This is a genomic window from Amycolatopsis sp. cmx-4-61 (assembly GCF_046548775.1).
In the GTDB taxonomy this organism is placed as follows: Bacteria; Actinomycetota; Actinomycetes; order Mycobacteriales; family Pseudonocardiaceae; genus Amycolatopsis.
This window is the reverse complement of record NZ_JAEBEI010000001.1, coordinates 1132418-1156865: the sequence shown is the minus strand read 5'-3', so window position 1 is coordinate 1156865 and position 24448 is coordinate 1132418. Positions and strand designations below refer to the sequence as shown.

Annotated in this window: 19 protein-coding genes and 1 tRNA gene; 3 read left to right on the top strand and 17 right to left on the bottom strand. The window is 70.1% G+C overall.

Annotated elements, in window-relative coordinates; translation table 11 throughout:
- Nucleotides 1-266 precede the first annotated feature (266 nt).
- Together ACLJOU_RS05695 and ACLJOU_RS05690 are read right to left on the bottom strand one after the other, a co-directional pair.
- Complete coding sequence (locus ACLJOU_RS05695; protein WP_410563801.1) at nt 267-1646, bottom strand: hypothetical protein; 1380 nt, start codon at nt 1644-1646, stop codon at nt 267-269.
- 744 nt (nt 1647-2390) lie between these two features.
- A tRNA-Thr gene (locus ACLJOU_RS05690) sits at nt 2391-2464 on the bottom strand.
- Nucleotides 2465-2597: 133 nt separating this feature from the next.
- Here ACLJOU_RS05690 and ACLJOU_RS05685 point away from each other — a divergent pair.
- A complete protein-coding gene (locus ACLJOU_RS05685; RefSeq protein ID WP_410563799.1) occupies nt 2598-4265 on the top strand; it encodes a hypothetical protein in 1668 nt (555 codons plus the stop codon).
- A 52-nt stretch (nt 4266-4317) separates the two neighbouring features.
- Here the strand turns inward: ACLJOU_RS05685 and ACLJOU_RS05680 are convergent, their stop codons facing one another.
- The 8 genes from ACLJOU_RS05680 to topA all read right to left on the bottom strand — a co-directional run bounded on the left by ACLJOU_RS05680 (nt 4318) and on the right by topA (nt 14172).
- On the bottom strand, nt 4318-5523 hold the full coding sequence (locus ACLJOU_RS05680; protein ID WP_410563796.1) for a DNA polymerase III subunit delta': 1206 nt from the start codon (nt 5521-5523) through the stop codon (nt 4318-4320).
- Nucleotides 5520-7658, bottom strand: a complete 2139-nt coding sequence (locus ACLJOU_RS05675; protein ID WP_410563795.1) for a bifunctional MFS transporter/dTMP kinase — start codon at nt 7656-7658, stop codon at nt 5520-5522. The genes ACLJOU_RS05680 and ACLJOU_RS05675 overlap by 4 nt, the downstream gene beginning before the upstream one ends.
- A gap of 148 nt (nt 7659-7806) precedes the next feature.
- Nucleotides 7807-8406 (bottom strand): hypothetical protein, encoded by a 600-nt coding sequence (locus ACLJOU_RS05670; protein ID WP_410563794.1) that lies wholly within the window; start codon nt 8404-8406, stop codon nt 7807-7809.
- 304 nt (nt 8407-8710) lie between these two features.
- The gene (locus ACLJOU_RS05665) at nt 8711-9505 is read right to left on the bottom strand and encodes a hypothetical protein (protein ID WP_410563791.1); all 795 of its coding nucleotides are present in this window, start codon (nt 9503-9505) and stop codon (nt 8711-8713) included.
- On the bottom strand, nt 9498-9698 hold the full coding sequence (locus ACLJOU_RS05660) for a hypothetical protein (protein WP_410563789.1): 201 nt from the start codon (nt 9696-9698) through the stop codon (nt 9498-9500). The genes ACLJOU_RS05665 and ACLJOU_RS05660 overlap by 8 nt, the downstream gene beginning before the upstream one ends.
- Nucleotides 9691-10482 (bottom strand): ESX secretion-associated protein EspG, encoded by a 792-nt coding sequence (locus tag ACLJOU_RS05655; protein ID WP_410563787.1) that lies wholly within the window; start codon nt 10480-10482, stop codon nt 9691-9693. The genes ACLJOU_RS05660 and ACLJOU_RS05655 overlap by 8 nt, the downstream gene beginning before the upstream one ends.
- An 86-nt stretch (nt 10483-10568) precedes the next feature.
- On the bottom strand, nt 10569-11177 hold the full coding sequence (locus ACLJOU_RS05650; RefSeq protein WP_410563784.1) for a hypothetical protein: 609 nt from the start codon (nt 11175-11177) through the stop codon (nt 10569-10571).
- Between the two features lie 118 nt (nt 11178-11295).
- Nucleotides 11296-14172 carry a type I DNA topoisomerase gene (gene topA, locus ACLJOU_RS05645; RefSeq protein WP_410563782.1) on the bottom strand — a complete coding sequence of 959 codons (2877 nt, stop codon included), beginning with the start codon at nt 14170-14172 and terminating at the stop codon, nt 11296-11298.
- Nucleotides 14173-14468: 296 nt separating this feature from the next.
- Between topA and ACLJOU_RS05640 the strand changes: the two genes are divergently transcribed.
- The gene (locus tag ACLJOU_RS05640; RefSeq protein ID WP_410563780.1) at nt 14469-15275 is read left to right on the top strand and encodes a serine protease; all 807 of its coding nucleotides are present in this window, start codon (nt 14469-14471) and stop codon (nt 15273-15275) included.
- 18 nt (nt 15276-15293) lie between these two features.
- On the opposite strand, the gene ACLJOU_RS05635 is transcribed toward ACLJOU_RS05640, so the two are convergent.
- The 3 genes from ACLJOU_RS05635 to ACLJOU_RS05625 form a co-directional block, all read right to left on the bottom strand.
- The gene (locus ACLJOU_RS05635) at nt 15294-15944 is read right to left on the bottom strand and encodes a hypothetical protein (protein ID WP_410563778.1); all 651 of its coding nucleotides are present in this window, start codon (nt 15942-15944) and stop codon (nt 15294-15296) included.
- Between the two features lie 51 nt (nt 15945-15995).
- Nucleotides 15996-16586 carry a hypothetical protein gene (locus tag ACLJOU_RS05630; RefSeq protein WP_410563775.1) on the bottom strand — a complete coding sequence of 197 codons (591 nt, stop codon included), beginning with the start codon at nt 16584-16586 and terminating at the stop codon, nt 15996-15998.
- A 146-nt stretch (nt 16587-16732) separates the two neighbouring features.
- Nucleotides 16733-19033, bottom strand: a complete 2301-nt coding sequence (locus ACLJOU_RS05625; protein ID WP_410563773.1) for a sodium-translocating pyrophosphatase — start codon at nt 19031-19033, stop codon at nt 16733-16735.
- A gap of 349 nt (nt 19034-19382) precedes the next feature.
- On the opposite strand from ACLJOU_RS05625, the gene ACLJOU_RS05620 reads away from it, so the two are divergent.
- Nucleotides 19383-21797 (top strand): DEAD/DEAH box helicase, encoded by a 2415-nt coding sequence (locus tag ACLJOU_RS05620; protein WP_410564747.1) that lies wholly within the window; start codon nt 19383-19385, stop codon nt 21795-21797.
- Between the two features lie 98 nt (nt 21798-21895).
- Here ACLJOU_RS05620 and ACLJOU_RS05615 read toward each other — a convergent pair whose 3' ends face one another.
- The 4 genes from ACLJOU_RS05615 to ACLJOU_RS05600 form a co-directional block, all read right to left on the bottom strand.
- Nucleotides 21896-22513 (bottom strand): bifunctional DNA primase/polymerase, encoded by a 618-nt coding sequence (locus ACLJOU_RS05615; RefSeq protein WP_410563771.1) that lies wholly within the window; start codon nt 22511-22513, stop codon nt 21896-21898.
- Between the two features lie 947 nt (nt 22514-23460).
- Nucleotides 23461-23901 (bottom strand): Rv3654c family TadE-like protein, encoded by a 441-nt coding sequence (locus ACLJOU_RS05610; RefSeq protein ID WP_410563769.1) that lies wholly within the window; start codon nt 23899-23901, stop codon nt 23461-23463.
- Nucleotides 23888-24247, bottom strand: coding sequence for a TadE family type IV pilus minor pilin (locus ACLJOU_RS05605; protein ID WP_410563768.1), 360 nt, complete (start codon nt 24245-24247; stop codon nt 23888-23890). Before ACLJOU_RS05605 ends, ACLJOU_RS05610 begins: the two co-directional genes overlap by 14 nt.
- Complete coding sequence (locus ACLJOU_RS05600) at nt 24244-24420, bottom strand: DUF4244 domain-containing protein (protein WP_410563766.1); 177 nt, start codon at nt 24418-24420, stop codon at nt 24244-24246. The genes ACLJOU_RS05605 and ACLJOU_RS05600 overlap by 4 nt, the downstream gene beginning before the upstream one ends.
- Nucleotides 24421-24448 lie beyond the last annotated feature (28 nt).

Here is a 24448-nt window from a genome sequence, read left to right as displayed (position 1 = left end):
AGCTGGCACCTCCCATGCTATTGCACCGGGCGCCGATGTTACGCTTTGCGGTCTCCCTGCTGACTCTCTGCACATGTTCCCCGAATTGACCTTCGAGGCATTCTCCTTCGGTCAAAGTTGCCATAGCTGCTCTGGGAAGCTGGCAGCGCATACCTAGCCGAGCGAGAATCCAGGCTTTCTCGACGCATTGGCGGTCGTCGCTCATCAGTGTCGTCCGTGCCGGATTGCACCCGAACTTTACGTGACCAGTGGGCACGCGGAACACTTTAGGGCCAGTTCAAGACTCCCCATTTTAGGTCTTCAAAGACCTTTTCAATCTCCTTTTCAGAGTCCGGCTCAAATTCCTTTTTCATTCTCATCATGCGAGCTGCAACCCACCGGACGTCGGATGCCATCGACGGTAGGAACCCTCGCTCGTCTAGCCGCCTATCGCGACGACCATGAGCAACAGAGCTTCGAACCTCATACAAGTCACTATATCTCCGAGCTCGCTCAGATCGGAGCATGACATCGCTTTCTAACATGCCATAACGCTCAGCCATAACTCGCCCTGGAAGACCTGATTTTGAGCCAATCAATGAATCGAGTGCTACCCCGAGTGCCAGTGCGCCATCGTCGACTTCCGTCGACCAATAGTAGGCTGCGTACCAACGACTTGCCACCAGTATCCGCCGGGAAACGGGGTCCCTCTCAGCCATGATCGATGAGATTTCTCCCTTGATTTGACGGTCGCTTACTATGTCACTCAACGGAAATGGATCTGCACTGTACCAGTGCATACTCATGCCAGTGTTGGTTATCGACGATATGTAAGAAGGCGACCCGAGCTCATCAGTACCCTGCGAGTCCCGCAGATGTCGAGTGATCGCCTCGCGGTCTACGGAGAGCCCACGCGGTCCAGGTCGATTGACAGGGCCAGCCTGTTGAGTAAAGTCGGCACGATGACCAGCTACTCTTCTTGGTATCCTACCAAGAAGAAGACAGAGGCCAATAAGGCTATTGAACTTCTCGACGGCCTGGTCATGCGAAAGCATTCCTTGCCCGACCGTCCAGAAGGCTGCGACCGTCAAGGGGCGCGCTTCGACAAGCGCTAGCGCCTTGGCTTGAAGTTCGGCGAGCCCGATCCATCTGGCAGATGCCAATCCATGCAAGCTGTTTGGAATATGATGGCGGCTCTCGACTAGCTCAATCCAATCATCACCGAAATTTCCGACGACAATGTCGTCAATCCAACTTGGCTTACCTTTCCAGTCAACATTTGCCAAGCCGAAGCAGGTGAGAGCCTTTGGAGATGACCGTAGCTTTGCTATTCCATTATCCAAAATGCTTAGCGGGTTGCTCGCAGTTGACGCACGGCAAGTCAGGGCGGCTATCATCCCCCAGAAGTCCTCTTCCTTCCAGCGACTGGCAATTTGCTGCTCCTTGAGCAGCGACCCCACGGCCCCTTCGAATGGTTCGATGCCGTCACTGGTTATCGTCATTAGCACGTCGCCTGGCCCGTCGATTATCGGCTTTCCTCTGCGGTATTCTTCCACGCTCCAGCCAATCGACCAGGACTCTCCTAGCTTGACGACTCTAACGTATTGAGTGCAGTCTTTGAGTAGATCGATAACTGTATTGCTGGAAGGCTTGTTATTAGTGGCCATTCAGTTAGCCCTCCTGTCGATTAGGTACAAAGTCGGCTGGTCGTCCTGCGGCTTGACGGCGTCCTTAACACTCCGTGTCGAGGCCGCGACCGCGTCGGACGACCGACCGAAGATGCCAGGCTTGCGGCCCGATACGGCGTGATAGCCATCGGGTCTGCGACGGGATGACCAGCTGTGACCACAAGCCTCTTGATGATCGGCTCGAAGTTCCTGGGGCATCCCGAAGCCTGCCCGTCCGGCGACGACATCCTCTCGCACATCCGCGGCTTCCCTCGCCCATCACCCCCACTCGTCCCCAGCCGACTCGCGGGATCGACCGCCAGGCCGCACACTCCGCGACGGCTTAGCCGGGCGAAGGACTGGACAGGCGCGCCACGCTGAGGTACTTCCTCACCACGCTGCGCATACGCTGAAGCGTCTTGACGACGTCGGCCTAGATGAGTCCGGCGACCTCAGCGGCGCGCAGCTCCTGAGAGCGAAACTTGCCGAACGAACGGCGTCTGCGGGGGGCCAGCTTCAGCGTCCTCGGGTCCATCGCTGACCGACCGCACCCTCGAAGCTTGGTGCCCGCTGACGCCGCGGAGGCGGCCCTCAGCACGGTCGCGATGGACTGACCTTCCCCGCGACGGGTGAACTGTGGAACTTTCTCCGCCCACCGGTCCAGGCGCCTATGTCACTCAGTTTGTCACTCACCAGACAGGTCAGGCCCCATCCGAAGACTCTCGGATGGGGCCTGACCTGCGGAGCCGCCTAGGGGAATCGAACCCCTGACCTATTCATTACGAGTGAATCGCTCTGGCCGACTGAGCTAAGGCGGCGTGTCGTCTCGCTTGCGCTCGCGACGATAGCAAGTCTAGCGGACGCTGTGCGCGTCACTTTCCGGGGGGACCGTCGTTATGGCCCTATGACGCCGGTGTCATGCCGGCCGACCCACCATGGAGGCTCTGGCACATGCGGCGAAGACTGGCCCGCTCGGCGGCCTTGCCCGCGGCTGCGGCGTTGCTCCTGCTCAGCGCGGCGCCGGCGACTGCCGATACGACCTATCCGACCACGCCGATTCCGCAGCCGGCGCATCCCGGGCAGGCGCCGATCTCCGCGCCGAACGGGCCGCAGCCGCTGGGGCAGGCCGTCGGGGATGCCGGGACCGCGCTGGGGATCATCCGGTTGCTGCCGAACGCCGTGCCGACCAACACGATCCTGCCGGGGTTCGGGCAGACGCTGCCGAAGCAGTCGGCGCTCGAGGCCGGGATGGGCCTGTCGAGCGCGTCGGCGAACTCCGACGCCTACCTGAACTACGAGAAGGCGATCGCGCAGGCGTCGCCGTTCGGGCTGTCCGTCGGCGGGAACGCGCCGCAGACGCCCGGCAGTGTCGTGCAGACCGCGTTGCCGGACAACCCGCAGCCGATCAGCGGTGGGCTGAACGCGCCGTCGAACCCGCTGCTCAACGTCGGCCTGCTCAACGGGAGCGCGCACGCGCGGTGGAGTGAGACGCTCGGTCCGTGCGTCGACACCATCGCCGACGCCAGCACGTCCGTGGCGAGCCTGTCGCTGCTGAACGTCGTGCCGTCGATGCCGAACCTGAAGCTGGACGCGCTGCAGCCGAAGCTCGACCCGAGTTCGCTGGCGAGCGGGTTCGACCTGACCAAGGGCCTGCAGAGCCTCGGCGGGCTGCTGCAGGGCGGCGGGCAGACCGCCGCGGACGGCACCGGCTCGCTGCTGAGCCTGCCGAACACGCTCTCGTCGCGGTCGCAGGTCAAGCTGGTCGACATGCCGGGGTCGAAGAACAAGGCCGTGCAGTCGACGTCGACGATGCAGGCCGCGGACATCGAGATCCTCAAGGGCACGCCGCTGGCGCTGAGCATCAAGGTGGCCAGCCAGCCGACGCTCAAGGTGACCTCCACCGGCGACGCGAAGACGTCCAAGGTCGAGTACACCGCGCCGGTGCTGACCATCGCCGCCGGCGGGAAGACGCTTTACACGCTGGATGCCGCGCACCCGACGAAGGACATCCCGATCGGGCTGCCGCTGAAGGGGCTCAGCGACCAGTTCGGGCAGGTCGACGACATCCCGGTGGTCGGTGGGCTGGTCTCGACGCTCACCAAGGGCCTCCAGCAGGTCGGCAACACCGCGGGCACCGTGCTGGACCTCGGTGTGCTGCGGCTGAGCATCGCCGGGCTCGACCAGAAGTCGGCGAACATGACCACGCCGTTCGCCGGTTACCAGCTGGGCGCGTCGGCGCGGATGTTCGACCTGCAGCTGCTGCCGACGACCAAGCTCAAGAGCCTGCTGCCGGACGACCAGGCGAAGAACCTGCCGTCGTCGCTGGCCCAGCTGTCGCTGGGTGAGCAGATCGCCCGCGCGTACGCACCGACCGGCGGCGTGGTCTGCGGGACGACGTCGACGCCGCCGCCCGCCGGTGGTGAGGCGCCGAAGGGCCCGGTGAAGAACCTGGCCTACACCAGTGGGGCATACGACACCGTGCCGCTGTTCTGGACGGGTACGGCGATGCTGCTGCTCGGCGTGGTGATGGTGGCCGCGATGCCGGGCGGGCGGCGGCGTCCGCTGGCCGTGGCCGTCGAGGAGAAGCCGTTCAAGCCCTCACCTCGTCCGCGCGAGTGACCCGAGGGGTGTGAAGGAGCCCGCCGGGTTCGCCTGGCGGGCTCCTTCACGTTCAGCCTTGGCGCAGCGTCATGACCATCGCCTCGACGGCGATGCGCGGCTTCACGTTGAGCTCGATCGCCTCGCGGCACTCCAGCACCGCTTCGAGCCGCCGCAGCGTCGACTCCGTCGTCCACGACGCCGCCGCCTCGCGGATCTCGTCGGCGTGGTCGGGGTGGTTGAGCGTCGCGCCGGAGCGGGTCGCGGTCACCAGGACGTCGCGGTAGAAGCCCACGAGGTCGACCAGCGCCAGGTCGAGCGTGTCGCGCTGGGTGCGGGTCGCACGGGACTTCTGCTTCTTCTCGAGCTGCTTGACCGCGGCTTCGGCGGCTCTTTTGGCTCCGGCGACGCCTTTGCCGACGCCGTCACCGCCCATCGCCGTCCGCAGCTCGTTGCGCTCGTCTTCGTCGCGGGCCTTGCTGGCCTCGCCCGCGTCCGCCTCGGCCGCGCTGATCAGCTGGTCGGCGCAGGTGAAGACGTCGCCGATCCGGCGGAGGCCGAGCGGGATCCGCAGCACGGTGGCCCGGCGCTGCCGCGCGGCCTCGTCGGTGGCGAGCCGGCGCGCGCGGCCGACGTGGCCGCCGCACACGGACGCCGCCCACTGCGCGCGTTCGGCGTCGACGTGGTCGCGGCGCATCAGGACGTCGGCGATCGCCTCCGGCGGTGGCGTCCGCAGCGTCACCAGGCGGCAGCGCGACCGGATCGTCACGGAGACGTCCTCGGGGTGGTCCGACGGCGCGCAGAGCAGGAACACCGTGCGGTCCGGTGGCTCCTCGACGGCCTTCAGCAGGGCGTTCGACGCGCCTTCGGTGAGCCTGTCGGCGTCCTCGATGATCACGACCTGCCAGTTGCCGGTCGTCGGGCGGCGCGCGGCGGCCTGCACCAGCGCGCGCATCTCGGCCACCGAGATCGACAGGCCCTCCGGCACGACGAGCCGGACGTCGGCGTGCGTGCCCGCCATCGTCGTGTGGCAGCCCGGGCAGGCGTCGCAGCCGGTGCCGGTGCTGCACTGCAGGGCCGCGGCGAAGGCCCGGGCGGCCACCGAACGGCCGGAGCCGGGCGGGCCGGTGAGCAGCCAGGCGTGCGTCATCGCGCCGGGCGGCGCGGGCTCGCCGGCGACGATCTTGGCGGCGGCCGAAGCGGCCGAGCCCAACGTCTCGACCGCGGGCTCCTGGCCGACCAGCTGGTTCCAGACGCCGATGCGTTCGGTCGTCGTCACTTCGCCTCCACGCGAGGCTCTTCCGGGGTCTCGATGGCTTCGACGGCTTCGACGGTTTCGACGGGCAGCGTGTCCAGCGGGAGCGGCACCGGCTTGTTCGTCGTCGGCGCCAGCGCGGCCAGCCGTCCGACGAACACGGCCCGCAGCGCGGTGCGGATGCGCTCGGCGACCTCGGCGTCCGTGCCATCGGCGTCGATCACGACGTAGCGGTCCGGGTCGGCCGCGGCCATCTCGGTGAGCAGGTGCTGGACGCGCCACTGGTCGTTCATCGCGGCCGACTTGTCCCGCGGGGCCCCGTTCGGGGCCGCGTCCAGCAGGATGGTCAGGTCCGGGCGCAGGCGGCCGGTCGCCCAGTCGGCGAGGCCTTCGAGCTCGTCGCTGTCCAGCCCGGCGACGGCGGACAGGTGCGCCAGCGGCGAGTCGACGAACCGCTCCATGACGACCACCGAACCGGCGTCCAGCGCCGGCTGGACGTGCCGCTCGACGATGTCGGCCCGCACCGCGGCGGCGGCCAGCGCCTGGGCCCGCGCCCCGGTGAGCGAGGCGCCGGAGACGAGCGCGGCGAGCCGGTGGTCGTCGAGCGCGGGATCCGCCGCGACGACGACCGGCCGGGTGCCGCCGCGCAGCCAGTCGGCGAGGTTGACGGCCTGGATGGCGGTGTTGATCGCGGTGGTGCCCTCGACGGCGATGAGGAAGCCGTTCACGCGCCGCGGCGTGCGGCGCAGCGCGTTGCGCAGGTCGGCGAGGATCGGCTCGGTGCGCTTGTCGTCCATCTGCCGGTAGGCGAAGAGGCCGGCGACCAGCGCGATCGCGGCGCCGCCGAGCATCACCGGGCGGGTGCCGTCGATCCTGAGCTCGCTGCCCCAGACGCTGACGTTGCGCTGGTGCACCAGGCCGACCAGCAACGGCACGGTGACGGTGGTGCCGAACAGCACCAGCTTCATCATCAGCTGGTAGATCGCGTTGATCCGGCCGCGGATGGCGTCCTCGACCCGCGAGCCGATGATCGTGACACCGGTGAGGAACGCCGTCCCCGCCCAGATGCCGACGAAGAACACCGCGACCAGGGAGAACGCCAGGTGCGGCGACAGGGCCACCACCAGCAGCGAAAGCGCGGCGGCGACGATGGAGATGCCGAACAGGCGGTCGTGCGCGAGCCGCCGGGCGAGCTTCGGGGCGGTGGCCATGCCGGTGGCCAGACCGAGGAAGACGGCCAGCACCAGCAGGTTGAACGCCGAGTCACCGGCGCCCAGGCTCGAGGAGTAAGGCTTGGCCGAGCCGATCACCGCGCCGCCGGCCGCGAACGCGCCGAACGCGCCGACGAGCAGGCCCCGCACGAGCGGCGTGCTGCGGATGAACCGGAAGCCGTCGGCGATCATCTGGCCGACGCCGAACTTCTCCTCGTCGGCCGGCTTGACCTTCTGTTCCGGCAGCGCGTGGACGTTGCGCAGCGAGAGCTCGGGAATCCGGGTGGCGATGAGGATCGCGCTGGCCAGGTAGAGCAGGCCGGTGATGATGACGACCAGCTTCGCGATGTTGAGGCTCGGGTCACCGGGGAAGAGGTGGAAGGTCGTGTTGACGCCGGTGATGACCGCGTTCGCGCCGGCCGCGGTGATGACGGCGAGGCCGTAGGTCATCACCATGCCGAGCTGGTTGGCCGTTTCGACCTGGTCGGGACGGCGGAGCAGGTTCGGGACCGCGGCCTCTTTCGAGGGGATCCACATGCTCGACGCGCTGCCGACGAGGAAGTTGCCGGCGAGCAGCCACCAGGGCGCGCTGACGATGGCGATGGACAGCAGGAACCCGCACCGCAGCAGGTCGGCGACGACCATGACCTTGCGGCGGTCGAACCGGTCCGCGAGCAGCCCGCCGACCGGGGCGAACAGCAGCCCCGGGGCCAGGCCGGTCAGGACCACGCCGACGAAGGCGAAGTTCTGCGCGAAGTAGTTGTCCGTGAGTTTCGTGGCCAGGCCGGTGAGGGCCAGGATGTTCAGCCAGTCGGCCACGCTGCACAGGTACGTGACGCCCCAGAGGCGCCGGAAAGGTTTGATCGCCAGTACCCGCCGGACCCGGCTGATCGTGGACGCCTCGGCGCCCGACGACGCACCCGGGCCGGCCCCGGGTACCGATCGCACGCCCTCGCTGATACGCCCACCCCACTAGTCACCGCGGTGCCGGACGCCCCGGTGAGGGACCCGACCATGAAGCCAGGGTAGCCCGATCGGCCCCTGGCGCGGGGGACGGCCCCGTGGTGCGAGGCCCGCGGTGACCGGCGGAGGGACGCTAGTCGAACAGCCCGGTCACGCTGCTGACCAGGCTGGACACCATCTCGATGGCGACGAAACCGAACACGATCAGCAACACCACGGCGAGCATGACCCCCGCCGCACTCGACGACGGCCGGTTGAACGCCGGCATCGACATCGACGGCACCTTCGGCAACCGCCGCCGCTTGACGGGGACGAATTCGACGTCGTCGGCATCGCCTTCGGCGAGCGGATCCTGCCGCACGGACCGCATGATCTGCGGCGGCCGGGTCGGCCACGTGCGGCGCCGGTTCCGCTGCCGGGGCAGCAGGCCCATCGGCTGGCCCTGGTTCAGGGTGCCCGCCGGCGGGATGGCCTGGGGAGCCTTCGCCTGTTCCTCGCGGAGGGTCTCCTCGACCATCCGGCGCACGGCTTCCTCGTCCGGCTTGACCGGCCCGGCCACCGGGACGGCGGCGGGCTCTTGGCCATCCGGGACCGCGGTGCGCGGCTCGGGCGCCGCGGTGACCAGGCCCGAAACCGGATCCGCGAACATCTCGGCTGGTGCTTCGGACAGAGTGCCGTCGCGCTGAGTGAGCTCGGGGGCATTGAAGAAGGGAGCCTCACCGTTCGCGCTCATGGTGACCACCTCACTACTGAATGTCCTCGCCTTTCCAGGGTAGCGACGTCGGCGGATAACGCATCCGCCCAATGGCTCTGTCTCGATCGGCTGGTCCGTCACGGAGCGCAAGCCCGCACTCGAACCCCCTGCAGTGTCCAGTCCGCCGGTGGCCGGGTCGACCGCCGATCGTGACGGATTGTAGTGAGTCCGATCACAACGGCGCTGGCCGGCGGGTGGCCAGTGACTGGCCGCGGGTGGCCAGTTCGGCGGTGGCTCGAGCGGGCCGGAGTCCGCTGCCGGCTGGGCGCGCGGCTCCCTTCGCTCAGGGCATCTCCTCCTCCTGTCCGAGGTCGATCATCTTGCGGCACCAGTCGCGGAGCATCCCGCGGCTGAAGGGGCTCAGCACCAGCTGGCGGCGGCCGTCCCCGCGGTCCAGTGCGGCCAGGGCGAAGCGGCCCAGGTCCGTGTCGACCAGGACGAAGCCGTGGTCCGGGAACTCCGCGCACAGACCACCGAAGGCCAGCATGTCCAGGACCGCCGTTCCGGACCTCGGGCGGGCCAGCAGCTCGCGCATGGCCCCCACGTCGTCGTCCTGGCCGTCGTGGACCAGGCCGTCGTCGTCCACCGAGACCCAGATCGCCCGGGCCGAGGCGCCGAACGGGACCTCCGGCAGCTCGGCCACCAGCATTTCCGGCAGCTCCTCGAAGTCGGCCAGGTGGATCGCCGTGCGGCCGGGGAGGGAGCCCATCATGAACGCCCGCTCGCCGTCGGCGTAGCAGCGGATGTCCGCCACCTCCGGCCCTTGGTCGAAGACGCCGCACAGCGCCGCCCGGACCGAACCGCGCAGCATCAGCGACACCACCTCGAAGCCGACCTCGTTCAGCTCGCCGTCCTCGCCGAACGGGGTGCCGTCGATCCAGGCGGCCCACGCCACGTGCCGCTCGACCTCGGCCACCAGGTCCGCCGGGTCGTCCGACACCGGGCCGTGGACCAGGATGTCGTGGTCGCTCACGTCCGGGTTGTACAGCCGGTCGACCGGCTCGCGGTCCGGCATCGCCGCCAGCACCGGACCCGCGGCCAGCTCGAGCAGTTCCCTCGCCGCCGTGCGGTCAGCCATGCCGCCGCCTCTCCTCCGGACCGGGCCCGGCCGCCGGGTCACCGGCGGCCGCCTGCCTCGGCTCCGGGACGTCGTTGTTCAGCTCGGCGGCCGCCAGGATCGCTTCACGCACGGTCAAATCCCGAGGGGCCGCCGCGACCACCCTGTCCACGCCCTCACCGGCCGTCTTCCGCACCTCCACGTCCTCACGCATGGCTCTGCACCGCCTCGACGATCCACTGCTCGGCCGTGCTCCGCGACGCGGGACCCCAGGTGACCGTCCAGCGCCCGCTCCGGGCCACCGCGGCGCTGAACTGGTACCGGCCAAGGTCGTTGTCCACCAGCCCGAACGCGCCGTGCGGGTACTCGGCCAAGATCGCGTCGCGCACCGCGAGGTCGACCAGCACGGTGCCCAGCCGCGGCCGGGCCGCGCACTCCCGGATCAGCTCGATCGCCCGCTCGCAGCCAAGGGGAATCAGCCCACGCTCGTCGGTCTCGATGCGCAGGTGCTCGCCCGGCCCCGGCGGCCGGTCGGGCAGGCCGTCGAACACCCAGCCCGGCAGCTCGCTGAGGAAGCCCGACCGCAGTCGCGCACGGTTGCCCAGCTTGTGCAGGACCGTGGTGTAGTCCTCGTCGCCGAAGAACCGCACCTCCCACGGCTTGGCCCGGGCCGGGAAGACCCCGGTGACCACGCCGCGGATGAAACCGCCGCGCAGCGCCCGGTACAGCCCGACGGCTTCCGCCGTGACCTCGCCACCAGGCGCGAGGCCGAGCGCGGCCATTCCGGCGACGAACCGCGTGTACTGCTCCACCTCGTCCGCGAGGCTCGACGCCGGCGAGGGGCGACGGCCCGGCAGCGGCTCGGTGGCCGCCAGCACCGGCGGGATCTCGAACTCGGGGTCGTAGAACTCCATCACCGAGGGCCGCTCCGGCACCTCGGCCGACAGCGGGGCGATGACCTCGTCGATGACGTCGAAGACGGCGACTGCGTTGCTCACCCCTTGATTGAACACCCTGGCACCGACAATTTCTCGCACAGGTGTTCGAGCGGGTGACATCGGTCGGCGAGCGGTCGCCGAGCGGCTCAGCCATGCTCCGGCACCCGCCCTTCGACGAACTCCGCGAGCCGCGCCACGGTCCCGGGCAGCCACCAGAGCCGGCGGTGGCCGCCCCGCGGTCTGCCCAAGGCCGCCAGGTGCCGCCCGCGGTCGTCGTCGACAAACGCCAGCATCTCCCACCGGGACGGCGAGCCGTCGAGCGCGATGTCGAACTGGACGGTGCCGCGCCGGGTCCGCCGCAGGTCGTCCACCAGATCCAGAACCAGGCACTCCTGCTCCGGCTCCAGCACGCCACGTTCGTCGGCGTCGAGGTACAGGCCCTCGCCCGGTACCGGCGGCAGCTGAGGCAGGCGCGTCAACGCGAGCCGGAGCAGCTCCGCGACACCGCCCGGCGAAGGTCCGGACAGTCTCAGGCCGTCTCCGGCGATCGCGAACCTGATCCGGTCGTCGTAGAACGCCGAGGTCCACGGCTCACCGGACAGCGCGACGGCGACGCCACAGACGCCGCCGCTGCCGGCGAAGCCGTCCAGCGACTCCATCAGGTCCGCAGCGGTGGCACTGCCGGCGGCCGCCACCCGGACCGGCTTCAGGATCTTCGTGGTCAGTGCGTGCACAGTGCGTGGTGTTTTGGTCACGCGTCCATGGAACCCGGCACCACCGACAATTTCTCGAACATGCGTTCGAGGTGTCACCTGAAGGTGTGACGCCGAAGGCCTCCCCACCGGCCGGCGGGGAGGCCTTCGAGATGAGGACTTACTTAGCCTTCGTCGCGGTCGAGCTCGAGCGCTTGGCCGTGGTCGACTTCGCGGCGGCGGCCTTCTTGGTCGTGCCCGCCTTGACCGTCTTCGCCGTGGTCGACGCCGGCTTGCGCGCCGGTGCCTTCCGCTTCGGCGCCGGGCCCTTGGCCCGCTTCTCCGCCAGCAGCTCGGCCGCCCGCTCCGCGGTCAGCGACTCGATTTCGTCGCCCTTCCGCAGCGTCGCGTTGTACTCGCCGTCGGTCACGTACGGGCCGAACCGGCCGTCCTTGACCACCATCGGCTTGCCCGACACCGGGTCGTCGCCGAGCTCCTTGAGCGGCGGCTTCGCCGTCGCCGACCGCCCACGCTGCTTCGGCTCGGCGTAGATCTTCAGGGCTTCGTCGAGGGTGATCGAGAAGAGCTGGTCCTCGGTCGAAAGCGAACGCGAGTCCGTGCCCTTCTTCAGGTACGGCCCGTAGCGCCCGTTCTGGGCGGTGATCTCGTCGCCGGACTCCGGGTCCTTGCCGACCACGCGCGGCAGCGACAGCAGCTTCAGCGCGTCGTCCAGCGTGATCGTCTCGATGTCCATCGATTTGAACAGCGAGCCCGTCCGCGGCTTCGGCGCCTTCGCCTTCGCGGCCTTCTTCTGCGCGGCCGTGGCGTCCTCGGGGATCTCGATCTCCGGCAGCACCTCGGTCACGTACGGCCCGAAGCGGCCTTCCTTCGCGACGATCTCGTGCCCGCTCACCGGGTCGGTGCCCAGCGTGCGGCCCTCCTGCGGGGTCGCGAACAGCTTCTCCGCGATCTCCTGCGTGAGCTCGTCCGGCGGCAGGTCCTCCGGCAGGTTCGCGCGCTGCGAGTTCCCGTCGACCTCGCGCTCCAGGTACGGCCCGTAGCGGCCGACGCGGACCACGACGGTGTGCCCGTTCTCGTCGCTGAACAGCGGGATCGAGTTGATCTCCCGCGCGTCGATGTCCTCGACGCTGCCCTCGACCAGCTTCTTCAGCCCGCCCAGGCGGCCGATCGAGCCGTCGACGCCCATGTCGCCGCCGAAGTAGAACTTCGACAGCCACTGCGCGCGCTGCTCGTCGCCGGCCGCGATGCGGTCGAGCTCGTCCTCCATGCCGGCGGTGAAGTCGTAGTCGACGAGCCGCTCGAAGTGCCGTTCCATCAGGCCGATCACGGCGAACGCGACCCACGACGGGACGAGCGCGGCGCCCTTCTTCCAGACGTAGCCGCGGTCCTGGATCGTCTTGATGATCGACGCGTACGTCGACGGGCGGCCGATGCCCAGCTCTTCCAGCTTGCTCACCAGGCTCGGCTCGGAGTACCGGGCCGGCGGCGACGTGGTGTGCCCGTCCGGGCTCAGCTCGGCCGCGGTGAGCGCCTGGTCCTTCTCCAGCACCGGCAGGCGGCTCTGCTTGTCGTCGGCCTCGCCGCCGGTCTCGGTGTCGACCGCCTCGACGTACGCCTTCAGGAAGCCCGCGAAGGTGATCGTGCGCCCCGAAGCCGCGAAGGTGCACTCCTCGCCCGAGGTCGCGTTGCCGACGATGCGCACGGACATCGTGGTGCCCTTGGCGTCCGCCATCTGCGACGCGATCGTGCGCTGCCAGATCATCTCGTAGAGCCGGAACTCGTCGGTGTCCAGCTCGCCCGCGACCTGGCCCGGCGTGCGGAAGACCTCGCCCGACGGCCGGATCGCCTCGTGGGCCTCCTGCGCGTTCTTCACCTTGCGCGTGTACTGGCGCGGCGTCGGCGAGACGTACTCCTTGCCGTACAGCTGCGTGGCCTGGCTGCGCGCGGCCGAGATCGCCGACTCCGACAACGTCGTGGAGTCGGTACGCATATAAGTGATGTAGCCGTTTTCGTACAGCTTCTGCGCGATCCGCATGGTGCGCTCCGAGGTGAACCGCATCTTGCGGCCCGCCTCCTGCTGCAGCGTCGACGTCATGAAGGGGGCGTACGGCTTGCGCGTGTACGGCTTCTCCTCGACGCTCGCGACCTTGAAGTCACGCTGCTTCAGCGCGTCGGCGAGGCGCCGCGCGTCGGCTTCGGCGAGCACGCGGACTTCGTGGTTCGACGCCTTGAGCTGCCCGTCCGAGCCGAAGTCGCGGCCGGTGGCCAGGCGCGCGCCGTCGACGGCGACGAGCCGCGCGGGGAAGTTCCGCGGCGAAGCTTCTTCGCCGGCGTCCATGGTCGCCGAGATGTCCCAGTAGGACGCCGAGGTGAAGCGCATGCGCTCGCGTTCGCGCTCGACCACGATCCGCGTCGCCACGGACTGCACGCGGCCCGCCGAAAGTTTCGGCATGACCTTCTTCCACAGCACCGGCGAGACCTCGTAGCCGTAGAGGCGGTCGAGGATGCGGCGGGTTTCCTGGGCGTCGACGAGGTCGGCGTCGAGCTCGCGGGTCGAGTCGGCGGCCGCGCGGATGGCCTGCTCGGTGACCTCGTGGAAGACCATCCGGCGGACCGGGACCTTCGGCTTCAGCGTCTCGAGCAGGTGCCACGCGATGGCCTCGCCCTCGCGGTCGGGGTCCGTGGCGAGGTAGAGCTCGTCGACGTCCTTCAGCAGGCCCTTGAGCTCGGTGACCTTGGACTTCTTGTCCGGGGTCACCACGTAAAGGGCCTTGAAGCCGTTGTCGACGTCGACGCCGAGCCGCGCCCAGGCCTCGCCCTTGTACTGGGCGGGCACGTCGGCGGCACCGCGCGGCAGGTCGCGGATGTGCCCGACGGAGGACTCGACGACGTAACCGCCGCCGAGGTAGGGCGCGATCTTGCGGGCCTTCGTCGGCGACTCGACGATGACCAGCCGCCGGTGCCCGGCGCCGTTGCCCGCCGCGGCTCCGTTCTTCTTGGTCCGTGCTCCTGCCACGCTGTCCTGCTCTCCGCTCATCTCGTCCCGCCGCCGCGGGACTGCACCACGTCCCTGCCAGGGCCCGTGTCTCGACCTGCCAGTGTGCACGCTGTTCCCGGCCGGACGGCGTGGAGGTGGCCCAACACGCCGCCGGTCCTGTGCCCAGCGCATCGCCGCTGACCTCGACGATGTTTCCCCAACGTACCTGCCACGTGATTTCGGCCACGTCCTGCGCAGCCTAGCGCGTGACCGTCCGGATACCCTCCGTTCGACGGTGGTGGGCGCCGGGACGTCACCGCTTCACTGGGTTCCCCGCCCAGCCGAAAGGATCCGCCATGACCCGACGCCTGCTCGGCGCCCTCTTCACCGCCGCGACCGCCACAGTATTACTGGGCACCACTCCGGCGAGTGCGGCCGCGGCGAACTTCGCCGGCACGGTGGCGCTGTCCAACTGCTCGGGGTCGGTCGTCAAGCCCGCCGCGACGCCGGACACCGCGCCCGCGCTCGTCATGTCCAACGGGCACTGCCTCGAGACCGGCTTCCCCGGCCCGGGTGAGGTGATCACCAACCGCGCCTCCAGCCGGACGTTCACGCTGCTCACCGCCAGCGGCAGCAACAAGGCCACGCTCCGGGCCAAGAAGATCGTCTACGGCACGATGACCGACACCGACGTCTCGCTCTACCAGCTCACCACCACCTACGCGCAGATCAAAGCGAGTTACGGGATCTCGCCGCTGGAGCTGTCGAACGCGCACCCGGCGGCCGGCGCGCCGATCGACGTCGTCTCCGGTTACTGGAAGCGCATCTACTCCTGCAACATCGACGGGTTCGTCTACCGGCTGAAGGAGGGCAGCTGGACCTGGAAGGACTCGATCCGCTACACCTCCGCCTGCCAGACCATCGGCGGTACTTCCGGCTCCCCGATCATCTCCGGCGGCAAGGTCGTCGGCGTGAACAACACCGGCAACGAGGACGGCGAGCGCTGCACGGAGAACAACCCGTGCGAGGTCGACCAGGCCGGCAACGTCACCGTGCACTACAAGACGAACTACGGCGAGGAGACCTACGGCATTCCCGCCTGCCTCACCGCGGCCAACGAAATCGCGCTCACGCAGGCCGGCTGCACGCTGCCCCGGCCCTGACGCCGCTCTCGCACCCGGTCAGGCCGTGCTCGTCACGGCCTCCGGGTGCGGGACGGGTTGCGGCGCCGCACCCGGCCACGCCGCCTCGGCGCCCGGCGGCGGCTCCCCGATCAGCTCCAGCAGCGCCTCCAACCGGCGTTTCCCGGTGACCCTGACCGCCGGGACCTCGGCTTTCGGGCCGGTCAGCTTCGCCGTGACGCCCAACGGCGTCAGCGCTTCGACCAGCCGCTCGTGCATGCCGGGGGCGAGCGGGTCGACGCCCAGCAGGTAGCCCTGCGTCCCGGGACGGCCGCCGGCGAGCGCCCACATCCGCAGCATCGCGCCGCTCAGCCGGAAGCCGTCCGGCACCGCCTTGCCCGAATCGTCCTCGGCCGGGCCCGCGCAGCCCGCACGCAGCCACCGCACCGCGAGCGGCAGCAGGTCGACCCGGAACGACGTGCGCACCTGTGGACGGCCGCAGTCCGCCTTCGACACCTGGGCGTCCGCGCCGCGGCAACGGAACTCGCCGGCCAGGACGTGGGCCCGCCACGGCTCCTCGACGACCACCGACAGCCGGGCGGCCGTGCGCCCGAAACCGGTGATCTGGCCGTGGCAGCACAACAGGCCGGCCAGGTCGCCCAGACCCGGCCCGCTGGCCTCGGCGGAAAAGAGCGAGATCGTCCGATCCACCGCGCCATACTAGAACACAAGTTCGATTCGCGGCAGGTCCCGCGCGGATCTTCAGCCGGCAGGCTGATCCAGCCGGCGGCAGGACGGCGCGCGCTGCTGGGCCGCCGCCAGGGCCGGCACGTCCTTGAGGCCCTTGAGGTAGTCGAGCGCGTCGATGCGGTCGAGCGTCGCCCTGGCCTGGCCGAGAGCGTCCTTCGTCGCCGCTGCGTTCCCGCGGGCCGCTTCGATGCGCCGTCGCGCGTTCTCGGCCTCCGCGCGGATGCCGGCGAACTGCGCGATGACGTCCTTGCGGCCGCCGTCCGCCGACGCCACCGGCGGCGCCCCGAGCGCCTTCAGCCCGGCCAAGCTCTCGTCGAGGCCGGCGACGACCGACGAAAGGAGGTCACTGGACGTCCGGGACGCGTTCTGCGGGGTGCTCGGGTCGACGGCGGGCAGGGCCGCGAGCGCGCGGACCAGGTGCGTCACCGCGTCGCAGTAGCCGCCCGCCCACCTCGCCGCGGGATCGGCTCGGGGCACCACGGTCGTCACCGGCAGGTCCTGGTCCCGCGGCGGCGACGGCGCCGGGGCGGGCTGCCCGCACCCGGCGAGTCCGATGGTGATCGTCGTGGCGAGGGCGGCGAAGACGGTCGAGCGCTGCCGCACCCGCGTACCTCCTGCCCGACGGCGTCCCGGCAGGCCCGACGGTACCGACTCGGTGGTGCTTCGCAAGTCGCCGGGCCTTTCTGGGATGGCAGGCCCCGGGCCCGGCACGCGTCGCTGCGCACCGGGCCCGGGGGTCATCGTGGAACTCAGGCCTTGATCTCGGCCGGGGTGTCGGAGATGACGGTGCCCCGCCGCTTCGACACCACGATCGCCGCCACGATCACGGCGACCGCGACGAGCGAGATGATGATGCGGACCGCGGCGTTCTCGTCGGGACCGATCGAGAACTGCACGACGGCCGGCGCGATCAGCACGGAGACCAGGTTCATCACCTTGATCAGCGGGTTGATCGCCGGGCCGGCGGTGTCCTTGAACGGGTCACCGACGGTGTCACCGATGATGGTGGCCTCGTGCGAGGGCGAGCCCTTGCCACCGTGGTTGCCGTCCTCGACCAGCTTCTTCGCGTTGTCCCACGCGCCACCGGAGTTGGCGAGGAAGATCGCCATCAGGGTGCCGCAGGCGATCGCGCCGGCCAGGTAGCCGGCGAGCGCGCCGGTGCCCAGGCCGAAGCCGACCGCGATCGGGGCGAAGACCGCCAGCAGACCCGGCGTCGTCAGCTCACGCAGCGAGTCGCGCGTGACGATGTCGACGACCTTGCCGTACTCGGGACGGGTGGTGCCCTCCATGATCCCCGGGATGTCGCGGAACTGGCGACGGACCTCGAAGACGACCGCACCGGCGGCGCGGGAGACCGCGTTCACCGCGAGGCCGGAGAAGAGGAACACCACGGCCGCACCGATGATCACGCCGACGAGCGTGTTCGGGCTGACGATCTCGTTGACGAACGACTTGGCCGCGTCGAGACCGGTGACCACGCCGTTGCCCATGCCCGACAGCGTCTTGGTGATCGCGTCCGAGTAGGACCCGAACAGCGCCGTCGCCGCGAGGACCGCGGTGGCGATCGCGATGCCCTTGGTGATCGCCTTGGTGGTGTTGCCGACCGCGTCCAGCTCGGTGAGGATCTGCGCGGCCTTCTCGTCGACGTCACCGGACATCTCGGCGATGCCCTGCGCGTTGTCCGAAACCGGGCCGAAGGTGTCCATCGCGACGATGACGCCGACCGTGGTGAGCAGGCCGGTGCCGGCCAGCGCCACGGCGAACAGCGCGATGCCGCCGCCCAGCAGGTAGGCACCGAACACGGCGGCGGCGATCACGAGGGCGGTGTACACAGCGGACTCGAACCCGACCGAGATGCCGGACAGGATGACCGTCGCCGGGCCGGTTTCCGAGGTGCGGCCGACGTCCTTGACCGGCTTGTACTCGGTGCCGGTGTAGTACCCGGTCAGCTTCAGGATGATCGCCGCGAGCACGATGCCGATGATCACCGCGACGGTCGCGATGACCGCCGGGTTGCCGGTGGTCTGGGCGAAGTCCGCGCCGAAGTCGGAGAAGCTGCTCGGCAGGTACACGAACGCCGCGATCGCCGACAGCACCGCGGAAATCACCGCGGAGATGTAGAAGGAGCGGTTGATCGTGACCAGACCGCCTTCGCCCGCGCGCGCCTTGGTGATGTAGACACCGATGACGGCGGTGACCACGCCGATGGCCGGCACGATCAGCGGGAAGATCAGGCCGTGCACGCCGAAGGCGGTGCTGCCCAGGATCAGCGCGGCGACCAGCATGACGGCGTAGGACTCGAAGAGGTCCGCGGCCATGCCGGCGCAGTCACCGACGTTGTCGCCCACGTTGTCCGCGATGGTCGCGGCGTTGCGGGGGTCGTCCTCCGGGATGCCCTGCTCGACCTTGCCGACCAGGTCCGCGCCGACGTCGGCGGCCTTGGTGAAGATACCGCCGCCGACACGCATGAACATCGCGATCAGGGCGGCGCCGAAGCCGAAGCCCTCGAGCACCTTGGGCGCCTGGCCGGCGTAGACCAGCACGACGACCGCGGCACCGAACAGGCCGAGGCCGACGGTGATCATGCCGACCACGCCACCGGTGCGGAACGCGACGCGCATCGCCTTCTCGCGGCCGCCTTCCTCACGCGACGCGGCCGCGACGCGCAGGTTCGCCTGCGTCGCCAGCCACATGCCGAGGTAGCCGATGGCGAACGAGAACCCCGCACCGACCAGGAAGAAGATCGAGCGGCCGATCTTCTCGTTCCAGTCGTCCGCGGGAAGGATGAAGAGCAGGAGGAACACGATCACGCCGAAGATGGCGAGGGTGTTCCGCTGCCGCTTGAGGTACGCGGCCGCGCCTTCCTGCACCGCCTTGGCGATGTCCTGCATCTTGGCGGTGCCCTGGCCTGCGGCCAGCACCTCCTTGAGCAAGACGTAGCCGATGACGAGTGCGGCAAGCGCGACCACGGCGACTACACCGACAATCGTGTAGCCACCTCCGGAGAGGGCGATTTTTCCGCCGCCCTCCGCGAGGAACTGCCGTGACATTCGTCCTCCATGAGACGTCGCCGATCGCCAGCGTCGACGGCAAGCCGAGGGTTCGACACGGCCGGCGCTGGCATGGACCCTGTACCGAGCGACACGCTAGCCGGGCAGCAATGCACGTCTCACATGACGCTCACCACAGAGGGTGTGGATTGCGGGAGTGTATTGGTATCGCAACCAGCGTCTTCACGCCGTCCCGGTGACGGTACATTCCGTTACCTTGTGAGTCTCCTCACTTGATCGATCACCCTGCCGCCGATCCGTTGGCGCAGCTGGGGATGCCAGAAGTGTCGTACCCCTGTGCCAAGCTCGGCGGGTGGACGAATCACGTGGGCAGCGGCTGCTGAGGCGGGTGACCGCCGGCGTCCCGTCGCGCGAGCACCCGGTCACGCACGTCGCGGACCTGCCGGGCCGCGCCGCGCGCTACGCAGAGTGGCCGTCGTGGGCGGATCCGGCGGTTGTCGCTGCGTTGCGTGACTGCGGCGTCTCGGCGCCTTGGACGCACCAGGCGGAGGCGGCGTCGCACGCGTACGAGGGCCGGCACGTCGTGATTTCGACGGGGACGGCGTCGGGCAAGTCGCTCGCCTACCAGCTGCCGGTGCTGTCCCGGCTCGCGGCGGGCGAAAAGGCGAACGCGCTCTACCTGTCGCCGACCAAGGCGCTCGGGGCGGACCAGCTGCGGTCGGTGTCCTCTTTGGACGTGCCGGGGGTGCGGGCGGCCTCCTTCGACGGGGACACGCCGATGGCGGAGCGCGACTGGGTGCGCGCGCACGCGAACTGGGTGTTCACCAACCCGGACATGCTGCACCGCGGGATCCTCTCGGCGCACGGCCGGTGGGCGACGTTCTTCCGGCGGCTCAGCTGCGTGGTGGTCGACGAGTGCCACAGCTACCGCGGCGTCTTCGGCTCGCACGTCGCTCTGCTGCTTCGCCGGCTCCGGCGGGTGGCCGAGCACTACGGCGCTTCGCCGGTCTTCGTGCTCGCTTCGGCGACGACGGCTTCGCCTGCTTCGTTCGCTTCGCGGTTGACGGGGGTGTCGTGTGTCGCCGTGACGGAGGACGCTTCTCCTCGCGGCGCCCGGACGGTCGCGTTGTGGGAGCCGCCGCTGTTGGAGGAGCTGACCGGGGAGAACGGCGCACCGGTCCGGCGGTCGGCCGGCGCGGAGACGTCGCGGATCCTCGCCGACCTGGTGCTGGAGGGCGCGCGGTCGCTGGCATTCATCCGGTCGCGGCGGGGCGCGGAGCTGGCCGCGCTGGGGGCCCGTCGCATACTGTCCGAAGTGGACTCGTCGTTGACGGAAACCGTTGCGGCGTACCGGTCCGGTTACCTGCCGGAGGAGCGCCGCGCCCTGGAGGCCGCACTGCTGTCGGGGCGGCTGCTGGGCGTCGCGACGACGAACGCCCTGGAGCTCGGCGTCGACATCGCGGGCCTGGACGCGGTGGTGCTGGCCGGCTACCCGGGCACGCTCGCGTCGTTCTGGCAGCAGGCCGGCCGGGCGGGCCGTTCCGGCGATTCGGCGCTGGTGGTGTTCGTCGCGCGGGACGACCCGCTCGACACGTACCTGGTGCACCACCCGGCGGCGCTGCTTTCGCGGCCGGTCGAGACGGCGGTGCTCGACCCGGCGAACCCGTACGTGCTCGCGCCGCAGCTCGCGTGCGCTGTGGCCGAGCTGCCGCTGACGCTGCCCGAGCTGGAGGTGTTCGGCGGGGCGGCGGCCCAGGAAGTGCTGGCCGAGCTGGCGGAGCAGAAGCTGGTGCGGCGCCGGTCGAGCGGCTGGTACTGGACTTCGCGGGACCGGCCGCACGCCGAGGTCGGCATCCGCGGCACCGGCGGGGAGCAGATCGCGGTCGTCGAATCGGATTCCGGCCGGATGCTCGGGACGGTCGACCCGGGCTCGGCCTGTTTCGCCGTGCACCCGGGCGCGGTGTACCTGCACCAGGGCGCGTCGTACGTCGTCGACGAGCTGGACCTGGACCAGGGGCTGGCGCTGGTCCACGCGGAGAACCCGGACTGGACGACGACCCCGCGCGAGATCGTCGACATCTCGGTGCTGAGCACCCAGGAGAAGCAGGACCACGGCGGGGTGAGCGTCTGCCTCGGCGAGGTGGCCGTGACGTCGCAGGTGGTCGGCTACCTGCGGCGGCGGCCGTCCGGGGAGGTGCTGGACCACACGCCGCTCGACCTGCCGGAGCAGAGCCTGCGCACGCGCGCGGTCTGGTACACGGTGTCCGCGGAACTGCTCGGGAACTGCACGGCCGATGGCGAGGCGGGGACCGGGGGCCATCGGGTGGGGACCGAATCTGCGGGGCCGGTGGGGACCGGGGAGGAACCCCTGGCGAACGGTCGGGGGCCCGTTCACGAGGGTGGCAGGACACCGGGGGGTGCCGGATTGGTTCCGGCACGGGTCCCCGGTGCCCTGCATGCCGCCGAGCACGCGGCGATCGGCCTGCTACCGCTGTTCGCTACGTGCGACCGTTGGGACATCGGCGGGGTGAGTACCGCGTGGCACGAAGACACCGGGGAGGCGACGGTGTTCGTGCATGACGGGCATCCCGGGGGTGCGGGATTTGCCGAACGCGGTTATGCCGCGATTGTCCCGTGGCTGGCCGCAACGCGGGAGGCGATCGTCTCCTGCGAGTGCCCGACGGGGTGCCCGTCCTGCGTTCAGTCGCCGAAGTGCGGGAACGGCAACGAACCGCTGGACAAGGCGGGGGCGGTGGCCGTGCTGGGCGCCGTGCTCGGGGCGTTGCGTCAACACGGTGCTTAGAACGGCCACTTGGTGGTCCATGGAGTTGTGTCGTGCTCCGCCTCGGCCGGGCTGGGACCGGCCGTCGGCGGTGGTTCGAGTTGGTTCAGACCGCCGCGTCAGGCGGCGCTGGTCTGGACCAGCTGCGGGGCTGCGGCGCCGGCCAGCGCGCGGACGAGGACGTCGTGCACCTCGGCGGCGTCCGGCAGCTGCCAGCCGCAGACCTCGGGCTTGACGCGCCAGTGCACGACACCGTGCTGGAACGGCGACGGCGGCAGCGGGATGTAGCTGTCCTTGCCGTGCCACTGGATGGCGGCGCGGGTGGCCAGCTCGGCCGGAACGCGGTCGGCGACGGTGGTGAGGAAGAGCCAGCGGCCGTTCGGCAGCGCGATGATGGGCGCGGGGTGGCCGAGGGCGCGGAGGAGGCGGCAGGCGCGCTTGCCGAGTTCGTCGTCGACCTCGATGGCGTCGAGCACGGTGCCGGTGGCGACGAGCAGGCTGTGGGTGCGGTCGGAGAACCAGGTGGCGACCTCGTGGGCGTGGGTGCCGAGCTGCTCGCGCCAGGCTTCACTGGCCGGAACCGGACGGCGCCAGGCGAGGTCGTCGCCGTCGGTGAGCGGAGCGGGGTTGACGCCCGGGAGCACCGGCCAGCCGCGCCAGGCGAGACCGATCGCCTCCGCCCGCAGTTCGATGCGGAAGGCACCGCGCCAGCTGTCCGGCCAATTCGCGTCCAACATTGTGTTTCCTGCCTTCAAGTTCCGGTTCTCAGCGACCCGCTAAACCCGGTCGTGGTGTCGCACATCTCACTTAACGGCAAGTTGCACATTGCCCGGAACCCCCACGCGACAACCGGTGGTTACGAGGCGATGAACGCCCAGTGACCCCTACGGCCCGACCGAATCCCCGGGCGCGCCTGAACGGTGAACGGCGACCGCACACGGACCGTTCGTCGTGCGAAAGCCCAGGATCCGCGGCGTTCCGGACGCCGGTTCGACGGCTTCGGCGCACCGCTTCGGCGCAGGTGAGCAGCGAATTCGACCGCTCGCCGTGCACCAACGACCGCTGCCCGTGACAATCAGCCGCTCATCGCCCGGCCCGGCGGATCAGCCGGTCATCGCCCCATACCGACCGGTCGGCGTCCGCCGGGCGGCACGGCCAGGCGGCGCGACCGGTCGAGCTGTCGCAGAAGTGCGACACGGCCGGACAGCGCGGCCGACCGGCGCGGCCGAGCGGCGCTGGCGGGCGGCGCGGCCGGGCGGCGCTGGCGGGCCGGGCGGCGCTGGCGGGCCGGGCGGCGCTGGCGGGCCGGGCGGACGGGCGCGCTGGCGGGCGGCGCTGGCGGGCGGTGTGTCGCAGAAGCGCGACACGGTCGGCCGCGGGAGGGCGGCCTGCTCGACGAGCGCCACCGGAGGCCGCGATGGTGCGCCGGACAGGGTCGGGCGCAGCCGCGAACGCCGGTCCGATGCTGGACGTGACTCAGCGCCAGTCGCATGCCGAGCTGCGCGATCGCCCGGAGGTGGGCACGAGGGCTCGTCCACAGGGCCGCCGCGAAGTCGGCGGTGGAGCACGCCGAGGAAGCCGCGCTGATGGCGGTCCACCCACCGCACTCCGGCGCGCGGCAGGGCCCATCGATGCGGAGCCAGATTCGCCTGTGTTTGCGGGCTCACCGTGTTGCGAGCGGGGTTCATCCGTGGGTGCGCAGCGGGCTCGTGGGCGTATCGCCGAGGCCTCCCCACGGCACCGGCGTCGCTGGCGGTGGCGTCAGGTCGGCCGCCGGGCCGGCGCGGGCGTGGGCGGATGGGTTCGGCAGGCCTGCGAAAGCCGGGCCGTGCGCTTCGACCTCGACCAAGGCGTCGGGTCCTTGCCAGCGGCACGTTCGGAGCGTCACTCCCATCCGGTCAGCCACCCATCTCGCGCGTTCGCATGCCTGGGCCTGTCCTTCGCTCGCGTGGGAAGCCGCGGCCAACGCACCCAGGTCCGCTGCTGACTCCGCCCGGTGGCGAGCCGCCAGCGTTGCGCCCAGCCACAGCGCGAGCGTCGCCACTCCGGTCAGGGCCGCCACCGCCATTGCCGTCCAGATCGTGGCCGCTCCGGTGTCATCGCCTCGTCCGTCAGCCCGGGGCATCGGTCACCTCCGTGCCCGGCTCCGCCACCGCGTAGGCCGTGGCGGCCAGGTGGATGGCCGGGAGAAAGCCTGCCGCCGGGTGGGCCGTCACCTTCGCCGTGATCGTGTCGCCGGTTCGCTCGAAGGCCAGCTTCGCGTCCGGCGGACCTACCTCGTGGACCGCGGCCGCTGCCTGCTCGGGCTGGCCTCTCGCCAGCAGCCGTGCTGCTTCGCGGGCCGCGTCCGTGCAGCGCAGCTGGCTCGTCACGGCCATGAGGCCCGCGACGAGCAGGACCGTCACCACCGTCAAGCCGGCCAAGCCGAGCGCGGCCTCGACCGTCACCGAACCTTCGTCCCGGCGTCTCATGACGGCACCGACAGGGCCTTCATGACCAGGTTCGTCAGCCACGAGACGACCGAGTCCCCGGTGAGCAAGGAGTAGAGGACGGCAGCGAAGGCCGCGACGGCGACCGTGACGATGGCGTACTCGACCGTCGTGGAACCGTCGTCCGAACGGGGCCGTCGGCGGAACGCGCGCATGGGGTTTCCCTTCGATAGGAGTTCTGGG